Genomic DNA, 11,820 nt, shown 5'->3' on the forward strand with positions numbered 1-11,820 from the left:
CCCTTGAAAACTCAAAACAGTTCAGAAAAAACTACTTTACATCCTAGAAATCCACACCGATTTCGATACGATTTTGAAGCCTTGATCAAAGTTTGTCCGGAGTTGAAAAGTTTTGTTCATACCAACGAACACAAAATAGGCTCGAGCGATAGCGAACAGGCGAAGCAAACCGTGGATTTCAGTAATCCTGATGCTGTAAAAGCACTGAATAAAGCCTTACTGATTTTCCATTACGACATTCAAAATTGGGATATTCCTGCCAACTATCTTTGTCCGCCAATTCCCGGAAGAACTGATTATATTCATTACATCGCAGATTTATTGGCTACAACGAATAACGGAATCATTCCTGAAGGCGAAACTGTAGTCGGTTTGGACATTGGTATTGGTGCCAATTGCATTTATCCGATTATAGGAAATAGCGCTTATGGCTGGAGTTTTGTTGGTACTGATATCGATGAAAAAGCGCTTCAAAATTGCAAAAAAATTATCGCTGAAAACCCAAAGTTAATTGATGCCATTAGTTTACAATTACAAGTCGAACCAAGATTTATTTTCAAAAACATTATTTTGCCCGAAGACAAATTTGCTTTCACCATTTGCAATCCGCCCTTTCACAACTCGGCTGAAGAAGCGGCAAAAAGTGCGTTGCGCAAAGTGAATACTTTAAATGATAAAAAGACCTCAAATCCCATTTTAAATTTTGGTGGTCAAAATGCAGAATTGTGCTGTAATGGTGGCGAAATCGGATTTATTACCCAAATGATTTATGAAAGTGCCAAATATCCGCTGCAATGTTTATGGTTTACGACTTTGGTTTCCAAAAAAGACAATTTGAAAAGCATTTATAAAACGCTAAATAAAGTTAGCGCCGCCGAGATCAAAACCATTGATATGGCGCAAGGCCAAAAGATAAGCCGCTTGGTCGCCTGGACATTTCTTTCGCCAAAACAACAAACCGAAATGATTAATTCGTTAAACTTATGAGTAACCCAAAAATAGAAATCCTCAAATCAGAAATCCTTTCAGACAATTGGTATGTGCTCCGAAAAATCACTTACAACTATCTCAAAAAAGACGGCAATTGGGAAACGCAAATTCGCGAAGCATATGACCGAGGAAATGGCGCCACGATTTTGTTATATAACAAAAAAGCTAAAACGGTAATCTTAACACAACAATTCCGCTTACCAACGTATGTCAATGGCAACGAAACCGGAATGATGATTGAAGCCTGCGCCGGATTATTAGACAAAGACAACGCCGAGGAATGTATCAGAAGAGAAACTGAAGAAGAAACCGGTTATCAAATTTCCGCTGTAGAAAAACTATTTGAAGTTTATATGTCTCCAGGTTCCGTTACCGAAATTGTCCATTTCTTTGCTGCCGAATATACCAAGGACATGAAAGTCAATGATGGTGGCGGAATACAAGAAGAACAGGAAAACATCGAAGTTTTAGAGCTCAATTTTGACCAAGCTTACAACATGATTGCGTCAGGAGAAATCAAAGATGCGAAGACAATTATGTTATTACAATATGCAAAAATCAATGGTTTAGTTTAAATTTTATTCTTTGTAACTTAGCCACTCAGCAACATAGTAACTTGCTCCGCTGCGCTCTACACAATTCGCACTGCGTGCTCGGGTTAGCCACAAATTATTTATTATGAAATTCCAAGTCGTATCCGAATACCAACCTACCGGTGACCAACCACAAGCCATTGACAAATTAGTCAAAGGGATTGTAAGTGGTGAAAAATACCAAACGCTTTTAGGCGTTACCGGTTCCGGAAAGACATTTACTATGGCAAATGTGATTCAGGAAGTCGAGAAACCGACTTTGGTTTTGGCTCACAATAAAACCTTGGCCGCGCAATTGTATTCAGAGTTTAAGCAATTTTTTCCGAACAATTCCGTACAGTATTTTGTGTCTTATTACGACTATTACCAACCCGAAGCCTACATTCCGGTTACCGGCGTTTTTATCGAAAAAGATTTATCCATCAATGACGAATTAGAAAAACTGCGTTTAAGCACTACTTCTGCCCTATTATCCGGCCGTAGAGATGTTTTGGTTGTGGCTTCTGTTTCTTGTTTGTATGGTATCGGAAATCCGGTGGAATTTCAAAAAAATGTAATTTCGATAGACAAAGGTCAAGTGATTTCTCGCACCAAATTATTACACCGCTTAGTCCAAAGTTTATACTCCAGAACTGAAGTGGAATTCACACCCGGAACTTTCAGAATCAAAGGCGACACCGTGGAAATTTTCCCAAGTTATGCGGACGAACCTTTTCGCGTGCATTTCTTTGGCGATGAAATTGAAGAAATTGAAGCTTTTGATCCAAAAACTGCGAAAGTTTTTGAACGCTACGAAAAACTAAATATTTATCCCGCCAATATGTTTGTAACGTCACCCGATGTTTTGCAATCAGCAATTTGGGATATCCAACAAGATTTGGTCAAACAAGTCGATTATTTTAAAGAAGTCGGCAAACATCTTGAAGCCAAACGTTTAGAAGAGCGTACCAATTTCGATTTGGAAATGATACGCGAATTGGGTTATTGCTCCGGCATTGAGAATTACTCAAGATATTTAGACCGTCGACTTCCGGGAACACGACCTTTCTGTTTACTCGATTATTTTCCCGATGACTATTTGATGGTTGTCGATGAAAGTCACGTAACAATTTCGCAAGTACATGCCATGTATGGTGGTGATAGAAGTCGGAAAGAGAATTTGGTCGAATATGGTTTCCGATTACCGGCTGCGATGGACAACCGTCCGTTAAAGTTTGAGGAATTTGAGAGTATGCAAAACCAAGTCGTTTATGTTTCGGCAACACCTGCAGATTATGAATTGCAAAAATCGGAAGGCATTTATGTGGAACAAGTGATTCGTCCAACAGGATTATTGGATCCGATTATTGAAGTACGGCCGAGTTTGAACCAAATTGATGATTTAATCGAAGAAATTCAGTTGCGTTGCGAAGCCGATGAACGCGTTTTGGTCACCACCTTAACCAAAAGAATGGCGGAAGAACTGACCAAATATTTAACCAAAGTTTCGATTCGTTGTCGATACATTCACTCAGATGTTGATACTTTGGAACGGGTAGAAATCATGCAAGATTTGCGCAAAGGTTTGTTTGATGTTTTAATTGGTGTAAACTTACTCCGTGAAGGTTTAGATTTACCCGAAGTATCGTTGGTTGCGATTTTAGATGCAGATAAAGAAGGTTTTTTGCGAAGTCATCGCTCTCTGACGCAAACCGTTGGACGCGCTGCGCGAAACGTCAACGGCAAAGCGATTTTGTACGCTGATAAGATTACCAACAGTATGCAAAAAACCATAGACGAAACCAATTATCGTCGGGAAAAACAAAGCGCTTACAACACTTTACACGGTTTGGAACCAAAAGCATTGAATAAAAGCTTAGGAAATGCTTTGAGTAGCAACTCTGTTTCTACACAATATTTTGAAGATAAAATTGCCAAAGCTGCCGAACCCGAAAGCCTTTATTTATCCAAACCCGAAATCGAAAAAAAAATCCGTGACGCCCGAAAAGCGATGGAAAAAGCGGCTAAAGATTTAGACTTTATGCAAGCGGCAAAGTTTCGCGATGAGATTCAGGCGTTGCAGAGTAAATTAGCGATCACTTAATCGAAAGCTATGAAAAGTATTTTTACCAATAAGGCAGAAACCCCAAACGAAGTCCAACTTCAGGAAGCTTTAGGTAAAACTTATGTTTATTGGCAAACTTTTGCAGAACATACCAAAAAATTATATCCAAAAGCCATCTGTGAATGGAACTTCTCAAGCGAGAAATTCGGTTGGAGTCTCAGAATTAAGGACAAAAAAAGAGTGATTATTTACTTACTGCCAAGGGATAACTTCTTTAAAGTCGCCTTTGTTTTTGGTCAAAAAGCCACTGATGAAATTATGACAAGTAACATCTCTGAATCCATAAAAAAAGAACTGTTAGCCACTAAAGTACATGCTGAAGGTCGTGGCATTCGAATCGACATTAAAGATGAAACTTTACTAAACGATATATTAAATCTCATTGAAATAAAGATCAACCATTAAATAAAAAAGCGTCCTGATTTAGGACGCTTTTTTCATTTACAAGATATCAATCAATCGCTTCGGTTTGGGTAATGCTTCTTGTTTTTTAGGCAAGGTTATCCATAATACTCCGTTCTCATAATTGGCATTGATATCCTCTGTATTCACCGTTTCAGGTAAAGTAAAGGCTCTTCTGAAAGCCGCATAACTAAACTCTCTTCGGGTATATCTTCCGTTATCGTCTTTTTGTTCGTTTTCTGTTTTAACTTCAGAAGAAATAGTCAAAACATTGTGGTCGATTTCAATCACAAAATCGTCCTTAACTTTTCCGGGCGCGGCCAATTCTAAACTGTAATTAGTATCCGTTTCCTTAATGTTAACCGCCGGTATGTTAGTTTGTAAATTTTGGAAACCTCCAAACCAGTCCGGTTTCAAAAACTCATCAATGATTGATGGAAAATTGTTGTAATTTCTTTTAACTAAATTCATGGTTGTAAAAATTTAATGTTAAACACTCTTTTTACAACTGAAAAAACAAAGGATATACCAAGGCTATTTTTAAGCCATTTTGGCAACACAACAAAGTTCAAAAATGAAATTTTGACGTATTTAAGAATTCTTTAACTGACTAAATATCAGTTTAACTGCTCTTGAAAAACTTCGAGTAAAAACTCAGGAGAAATCATTTTGGTTGGAGAAATTGCCATGGCTTTCAATACCCGTTTGATGGCATGCGGATTCAATCCCATGTTGATCCCGATTTCGTGTATTTTAATTTGTTCACGTTCGTGTAACACTCCATCACAATGCATAAGCAAAGCCAATCTGTAGAATTGTTGGATGCGCTCAAACTCCGTTTTAATAACTGTAGGATAGTTTTCGTGATGAAACAAGGCTTTAAAATCTTCTTGAGTTACCTGAAGTTCATCGGCAATCATTGTTAGAAAAAGAAATTCCCTTTCATGCAGTCTTCCGTCAACCACAGAAAAAGCAATCATTTCAGACAATAAAGCTAATTTTTCTTCGTATTTGTTCATCAATAAATTATTTTTTTGCTAAAATATGATTTTTTGCCAAATGTTAATCATTTATTTTTTAACATTGATACCTGTATAATTTTACTTAATTTTACTTTTTTAAATTTTAGGAATATCATGAAAATATTAAAAATAGTATTTGTTTGTCTTCTCTTTTTTAGTATTGGAGCCAATGCACAATTCGGCAATCCCAATGGTGGTCAAGGCATGAATAGAAACAACAGAATGCAAAGTCCGCAATCAACCCCAAGAGAATTGACTCCGGCAGAGATTGAAAAAAACAGAACCAAACAAGTGGACAGTTATATGTCGGTTTTAAAAACTGATTTGACCCTTGACGAGCTACAATATATTGCGATTAAAAATGAAATGATTAATAACAGTAAGCGAATAGATATTGTAATAAAAAGCGAATACTCAGACGAAGAAAAAGCAGCCGAAATAAAATCCATTCAAGAAAATATGGAGAAAACCATATTGGGCTATCTAAGTGCTTCTCAAAAGGAAAAATACGCTTTACTAAAAACTCAAAAATCGGAGAAGAAGAAAAAAAAGACTCGAGGCAATGTCGAACAGAGCGAAGATAAAGAAAAGGAAAAAGAAACTGATTCCAATAATTAATCATTTTGAAAACTATTTTTTTGCTCTTATTTGGCTTTATTTTTTTTCAGTCAAATGCTCAGGAAAGTACTGCCAGCAAGCAAGTTTCAACTTTTACTATCGAAGCACCACAACTCAAAAACAACAAAAAAATCTGGGTGTATTTGCCTAAAGATTATTCGGCTTCCGCCAAAAAATATCCTGTCATTTACATGCATGATGCTCAAAACCTTTTTGACGCCAAGACTTCTTATGTGGGCGAATGGAATGTAGATGAAACTCTAGATAGTATCAATGCACAAGTAATAGTAATCGGAATCGAACATGGTGGCGATAAACGAATTGAAGAATTAACACCTTATCCACACCCAAAATATGCCGGTGGTAAAGCTGATGCTTATTTGGATTTTATCGTCAAAACTTTAAAACCGAAAGTTGACGCAACTTACCGAACCAAAACCAATGCAAAGAACACAGCCATTATGGGCAGTTCTTTGGGCGGATTGGTTTCATTTTATGCCGCTTTAAAATATCCGGAAGTGTTTGGAAAAGTCGGTTGCTTCTCGCCTTCTTTTTGGTTTAATCGAAAAGACATCAATGATTTGTTATCAAAAACAGAAACCTTCAAAACTAAAGTCTATTTCCTTTGTGGCGACAATGAAGGCGATGCTGATGTGGTTCCCGATATGGAAAACGTAGAAAAATGGGTCAATACCAAACGTTGTGAATGCAAAAAACTCAACAAAAAAGTAATCATCAAAGGCGGACAACACAACGAAAAATTGTGGCGTGAGAATTTTAAAAAGGCGTACCTTTGGCTTTTCTAATTTAAGACAGATGAACAACAACGATATATTTAAGAAGCTTAGAGTTGCTTTACAATTACGTGATGACCAAATAGTAGAAATCATGCAATTGGTAGATTTCAGAATTTCTGTGGCCGAATTGGGTGCTTTTTTCCGAGCTACCGATCATCCGAAATACATGGATTGTGGCGACCAAGTGTTGCGCAATTTCCTAAACGGTTTGGTCATTCATTTGCGCGGCACCAAAGAAGAACCGAAGAATGCGATGGATGTGATTAAACAAAATCAGGCCGAGGTAAAGAAAAATGTTGCTGAAAAGCCGAAAACAGAATTCAAGCCAAAAACGGAATTCAAAGCTAAACCTAAAACAGATTCTAAGAAAAAGCCTTTCAATCCAAAAGACAAAAAGCAAGCGCCAAAAGTCCAAGTGGTGGAAAAAGTCCAATATAAAAACGGTAAAAACAAAAAATCCTGAGTTGTCACTCAGGATTTTTTTATTCTAATCGTAATCGTTTCTGTTCTCTGGCGAGTAAAGTATTTTTCAATAACATCGCAATCGTCATTGGTCCAACGCCGCCCGGAACCGGTGTGATATACGAAGCTTTTTTGGATACAAATTCAAAATCGACATCACCGGTAATTCGGTAACCTCTTGGATCAGTATCATCGGCTACACGGGTAATACCGACGTCAATTACGACCGCATCATCTTTAATCATTTCGGCTTTCAGATAATTCGGGACACCTAAAGCCGTGATAATAATATCGGCTTGTGTGGTGATTTGGGCTATATTTTTAGTGTAACTGTGTGTCAAGGTAACCGTTGAATTTCCCGGAAATCCTTTTCTGCCCATCAAAATACTCATTGGGCGACCAACAATGTGACTTCTTCCGATGACAACGGTGTGTTTTCCTTTGGTTTCTACGTTGTATCGTTCCAATAATTCCAGAATTCCAAATGGCGTCGCCGGAATAAAAGTCGTCATGTCCAAAGCCATTTTTCCGAAGTTTTCCGGGTGAAAACCATCAACATCTTTACTTGGGTCAATCGCCATCAAAACCCTTTGGGTATCAATTTGCTCCGGCAAAGGCAACTGCACGATGAAACCATCGATGTCGTCATTCTCGTTGAGTTCTTTAATCTTCTTCAACAACTCCGTTTCCGAAGTAGTGCTTGGCATTTTTACCAAAGTCGATTCAAAACCAACCAATTCACAGGCTTTTACTTTGCTCCCAACGTAAGTCAAACTCGCACCGTCATTACCGACAATTACTGCAGCCAAATGCGGTACTTTCTCACCATTGGCTTTCATTTTATTCACTTCAGCCATGATTTCTGCTTTGATGTCGTTGGAGACTTTCTTTCCGTCTAATAATTCCATGTAGCTATTTTGTTGTGTGTTGTTATAAAAAAATAAGACGCGATAAATCGCGTCTCTACATTATCTCATGCCTTTCATGCCGCCCATCATGCGCATTAAATTTTTGCCGCCACCGCCTTGCATCATCTTCATCATTTTGCTCATTTGATCGAATTGCTTGAGCAATTGGTTGACTTGTTCTATTTTGGTTCCGGAACCTTTAGCGATTCTGTTTTTTCTTTTCATATCAATGACAGCCGGTTTGGTTCTTTCTAAAGGTGTCATCGAGTGAATAATGGCCTCAATATGTTTGAACGCATCGTCTTCAATTTCAACATCTTTCAATGCTTTTCCGGCACCGGGAATCATTCCGACTAAGTCTTTCATGTTCCCCATTTTTTTCACTTGCTGGATTTGGGCTAGGAAATCGTCGAAACCAAATTCGTTTTTAGCGATTTTCTTTTGGAGTTTTCTCGCTTCCTCTTCATCATATTGCTCTTGTGCTCTTTCTACTAACGAAACAACGTCACCCATACCGAGGATTCTTTCCGCCATACGCGAAGGATAGAAAACATCGATGGCTTCCATTTTTTCACCGGTTCCGATGAATTTGATTGGTTTATCTACAACCGATTTAATCGAAATCGCAGCTCCACCGCGAGTATCGCCGTCTAATTTGGTTAAAATAACGCCATCAAAATTCAATCTGTCATTAAACGCTTTTGCTGTATTCACCGCATCTTGACCTGTCATCGAATCAACTACAAACAAAGTCTCTTGTGGTTTGATGGCGGCATGCACATTGGCAATCTCGTTCATCATTTCCTCGTCAATGGCCAAACGACCGGCAGTATCGACAATGACTACATTAAATCCGTTTGATTTAGCATATTGAATGGCATTTTGAGCAATAGAAACCGCATTTTTATTTTCCGGTTCTGAATAAACTTCTACTCCTATTTGGTCTCCAACCACGTGTAACTGGTTAATTGCCGCAGGACGATAGATATCACAAGCTACCAATAATGGTTTCTTTCCTTTTTTAGTTTTTAGATAATTGGCCAACTTTCCGGAGAAAGTCGTTTTACCCGAACCTTGTAAACCCGACATCAAAATAATCGAAGGCGTTCCTGACAAGTTGATTCCGGTTGCTTCGCCACCCATTAATTCAGTCAATTCGTCTTTTACGATTTTGACCATCAATTGTCCCGGTTGTAATGTAGTTAATACATTTTCACCAATAGCTTTGTCTTTAACTCTTGTGGTAAAATCTTTGGCAATTTTAAAATTAACATCGGCATCCAATAAAGCGCGACGTACTTCTTTTAAAGTCTCGGCTACATTGACTTCGGTGATTTTTCCATGTCCTTTTAGGATATGTAATGCTTTGTCTAGTTTATCACTTAAATTATTGAACATAATGGTATGCTTTGTTTTTTAATGAAGTGCAAATTTAAGGATTTGATTTAGAACTTCTATGCTTGACCAAATAAAAAAACCATCCTTTTTATCAGGATGGTTTTCAATCAATAACTCTATTTAAAATCAAACTCAATTCTTAGTAAAAACCAACGTATCTGTTCCGCCATTTCCACCACTGATATCAATTAATGAAATAGTTGTTGCAGTGTATGATACTATTTCCCAATCATCGGTAAGATCTGCAAAGTTAGCCGGTGTGGCAAACGCAATATTGAAATCTAAATCACTACTTGGACTGTCATCATTACTATCATCAGAAGTAACCGACCAAACTCCGGTGTAGGTATTGGTCCCATTGGTAGCTGTTAAAACATTACCTGTAGCAAAAGTAAAATTGTAACCTGTAAAATGGTTTGTCTCGTCGGTTCCAGAATCAACATAACTAGTAACTCTCCAAGTGCCATCGGTAGCGGTATTAATTACCGGTGTTGGATCTTGAGAAGAAGAAGAATCATCATCAGAACTACACATAGAGGCCACATTTAACATAAATAGGCAAAATAGGGCTGGAATTAAAATTAGTTTTTTCATTATTTATTCGTTTAAGTTAGTATTAATATTTAAAAAATCCATCACAAACATCAGTATTAAAAAGATAAAAATCCATATTAAAAACTGGTTCAAAAAATATTGCATTTTAGATATTTTGCTCGGTTCTTCTTTACATTTCAACTCATTATCAGAGGTTTTTTTAAACAAAAACTTCATAATCAATCTTAATTTTTAGTGAATGTTAAATAGTCGGTTCCACCATTACCACCACTGATATGTTTTAATCGGATTTGCGTTGCAGAAAACTCAATGATTCTCCAATCTTCTTCGATTTCATCTAAAATAGCACCATCAAAACTCAAGTCTAATTTATTTTCTCCGCTGTCAACATAAGTACTCCAAGTTCCATTAGTAGTCACTCCGTTTTTAACCGCAGTTGTTGTTCCATTAGTATTGAAAGTAAAATTATAACCGTTAAAATAAGCGGTTTCATTGTCATCATCTTCAGTGAAATAAGAGATATACCAACTGCCTGATATCAAAACGTCGGTAAAGGTTTGGTTTCCTGTTCCGCCACCGCCTGAATTGTCATCATCACAATCATCAATAGACTCTTCAATAAAATTTTCTAATTGACTATTAGAATTAATTGCTATAGTTTGTCCATTGAAATTAATAGCTGAAATAGGGTAATTAATCGCTGCATAAACATTGTTGGCTAGATTTGCCAAAAAGTTAAACAAGTTGCTGTTACTCGTAATCGTTACAGAATTGGCCAACTGATTGTTACTATCGTAAACATTAATTGTGAATGGATAAACCAAAGTGATGCAGTCAATTTCATCAAAACCATCATCATCACCACAATCGTCTAAAACATCCTCTAAATCATCCGCATCTTGCAAAACATCGGTTTGAAAATTTTGGTATCGGATTGTTATCGGATACACAAAATTGACCAAATCATCATCGTTTGAAAATTCATCAATTGCATCCTGAACCGTTTGGTAATCGGCATCGTCTGAAACGAGTATTTGTTGACCGTTTACAATCACTGTTACCGGCAATTGGACACTAAAACAACTCGAGTTGTCTAATATATTATCCATTGACGTTGGGTTTTGAGAAGTTCGCGACAACAAACCTGCTATCGGTGAATCAAGCACAAAACTTTCGGTTTCGTCCTGAATAATGGTTTCTTCTTCTTTTTGGCAACTGCCGAAGGAGAAAAATATAAAGCCAAAGATTATATATCGCAATGCATTCATAAAATGATAATAGGTTTAGCTCCACTCCGTTCGCCTTTGGCTCGGGTTGGTTTGAAGATAAAACAAGCAATCGTAAAATTACCCTACTTTAATTGAAAAAAATAATTATTTTTACCAAAGACTTAGCCACTAAATTGTATGTCAAACAAGGAATTATCAGGGATTTGCAAGGAAAATGTTTTTTCCGGTTTTTTTAAAAGTCATGCTAAAGCATTGCGAAATTATCTCTATTACAAATTTGGCAACGAAGATCAAGCCGAAGATGTAACCCAAGAAGCCTTCATCAAATTGTGGCAAAATTGTGCCGATGTTCCCATTGAAAAAGCCAAATCCTATGTCTACACCATTGCCAACAATGCTTCTTTAAACGTAATCGCGCACCAAAAAGTGGTTTTAAATTATGCAAAAAGTTCGCCCAACAAAGATACCACTAATGAAAGTCCGGAGTTTATCTTAGAAGAAGACGAATTCAAATCGAAACTTTTAAAAGCGATAGGCAAGCTCAATGAAACCCAACGTGTGGCTTTTTTGATGCATCGAATTGACGGAAAAAAATATGCAGAAATCGCAACTGAATTAGACATTTCGATAAAAGCGGTGGAAAAACGTATCCATTTGGCTTTGGTGGAATTGCGTAAAGAGTTTGATCATTTTAAGTAGGGTAAAATAAAGTAAATCTGTTTCAGTATTGAAATGCAGAAGA

14 protein-coding genes are annotated in these 11,820 nt (G+C 37.2%); 8 read left to right on the forward strand and 6 right to left on the reverse strand.

Translation table 11 applies throughout. From position 1 onward, the window contains the following. The first annotated feature begins 3 nt into the window (after nt 1–3). The 4 genes from rlmF (at nt 4) to C8C84_RS16535 (ending at nt 4,092) form a co-directional block, all read left to right on the forward strand. On the forward strand, nt 4–987 hold the full coding sequence (rlmF, locus tag C8C84_RS16520; protein ID WP_121314810.1) for a 23S rRNA (adenine(1618)-N(6))-methyltransferase RlmF: 984 nt from the start codon (nt 4–6) through the stop codon (nt 985–987). After that, nucleotides 984–1,565, forward strand: coding sequence for a GDP-mannose pyrophosphatase NudK (nudK, locus tag C8C84_RS16525; RefSeq protein ID WP_121314812.1), 582 nt, complete (start codon nt 984–986; stop codon nt 1,563–1,565). The genes rlmF and nudK overlap by 4 nt, the downstream gene beginning before the upstream one ends. A gap of 103 nt (nt 1,566–1,668) precedes the next feature. After that, on the forward strand, nt 1,669–3,666 hold the full coding sequence (gene uvrB / locus C8C84_RS16530; protein ID WP_121314813.1) for an excinuclease ABC subunit UvrB: 1,998 nt from the start codon (nt 1,669–1,671) through the stop codon (nt 3,664–3,666). A gap of 9 nt (nt 3,667–3,675) precedes the next feature. Then, a complete protein-coding gene (locus C8C84_RS16535; RefSeq protein WP_121314815.1) occupies nt 3,676–4,092 on the forward strand; it encodes a DUF3788 family protein in 417 nt (138 codons plus the stop codon). Between the two features lie 36 nt (nt 4,093–4,128). Here C8C84_RS16535 and C8C84_RS16540 read toward each other — a convergent pair whose 3' ends face one another. Further along, on the reverse strand, nt 4,129–4,560 hold the full coding sequence (locus tag C8C84_RS16540) for an Hsp20/alpha crystallin family protein (RefSeq protein WP_121314817.1): 432 nt from the start codon (nt 4,558–4,560) through the stop codon (nt 4,129–4,131). A gap of 146 nt (nt 4,561–4,706) precedes the next feature. Further along, nucleotides 4,707–5,108: a TerB family tellurite resistance protein gene (locus tag C8C84_RS16545; protein ID WP_121314819.1), complete on the reverse strand. Its 402-nt coding sequence runs from the start codon at nt 5,106–5,108 to the stop codon at nt 4,707–4,709. 117 nt (nt 5,109–5,225) lie between these two features. Here C8C84_RS16545 and C8C84_RS16550 point away from each other — a divergent pair, with 117 nt between their 5' ends. From C8C84_RS16550 to C8C84_RS16560, 3 genes are read left to right on the forward strand one after another with little or no spacing between them, the layout of a single operon-like run. Then, nucleotides 5,226–5,729 (forward strand): hypothetical protein, encoded by a 504-nt coding sequence (locus tag C8C84_RS16550; RefSeq protein WP_121314820.1) that lies wholly within the window; start codon nt 5,226–5,228, stop codon nt 5,727–5,729. A 5-nt stretch (nt 5,730–5,734) separates the two neighbouring features. Then, nucleotides 5,735–6,535: an alpha/beta hydrolase gene (locus tag C8C84_RS16555; RefSeq protein WP_370453651.1), complete on the forward strand. Its 801-nt coding sequence runs from the start codon at nt 5,735–5,737 to the stop codon at nt 6,533–6,535. 10 nt (nt 6,536–6,545) lie between these two features. After that, nucleotides 6,546–6,989 (forward strand): DUF1456 family protein, encoded by a 444-nt coding sequence (locus tag C8C84_RS16560; RefSeq protein ID WP_121314823.1) that lies wholly within the window; start codon nt 6,546–6,548, stop codon nt 6,987–6,989. 19 nt (nt 6,990–7,008) lie between these two features. On the opposite strand, the gene C8C84_RS16565 is transcribed toward C8C84_RS16560, so the two are convergent. The 4 genes from C8C84_RS16565 to C8C84_RS16580 form a co-directional block, all read right to left on the reverse strand. Then, nucleotides 7,009–7,896 (reverse strand): bifunctional 5,10-methylenetetrahydrofolate dehydrogenase/5,10-methenyltetrahydrofolate cyclohydrolase, encoded by an 888-nt coding sequence (locus C8C84_RS16565; protein WP_121314825.1) that lies wholly within the window; start codon nt 7,894–7,896, stop codon nt 7,009–7,011. 60 nt (nt 7,897–7,956) lie between these two features. Beyond that, nucleotides 7,957–9,294 (reverse strand): signal recognition particle protein, encoded by a 1,338-nt coding sequence (gene ffh / locus C8C84_RS16570; protein ID WP_121314827.1) that lies wholly within the window; start codon nt 9,292–9,294, stop codon nt 7,957–7,959. A gap of 132 nt (nt 9,295–9,426) precedes the next feature. After that, on the reverse strand, nt 9,427–9,888 hold the full coding sequence (locus C8C84_RS16575) for a hypothetical protein (RefSeq protein WP_121314829.1): 462 nt from the start codon (nt 9,886–9,888) through the stop codon (nt 9,427–9,429). Between the two features lie 185 nt (nt 9,889–10,073). Next, entirely contained in the window at nt 10,074–11,117 is a 1,044-nt protein-coding gene (locus C8C84_RS16580) for a hypothetical protein (RefSeq protein WP_121314831.1), read from the reverse strand. 138 nt (nt 11,118–11,255) lie between these two features. On the opposite strand from C8C84_RS16580, the gene C8C84_RS16585 reads away from it, so the two are divergent. Further along, the gene (locus tag C8C84_RS16585; protein WP_121314833.1) at nt 11,256–11,777 is read left to right on the forward strand and encodes an RNA polymerase sigma factor; all 522 of its coding nucleotides are present in this window, start codon (nt 11,256–11,258) and stop codon (nt 11,775–11,777) included. The last annotated feature ends 43 nt before the right edge of the window (nt 11,778–11,820 follow it).

Source organism: Flavobacterium sp. 102 (genome assembly GCF_003634615.1).
Classification (GTDB): Bacteria; Bacteroidota; Bacteroidia; order Flavobacteriales; family Flavobacteriaceae; genus Flavobacterium.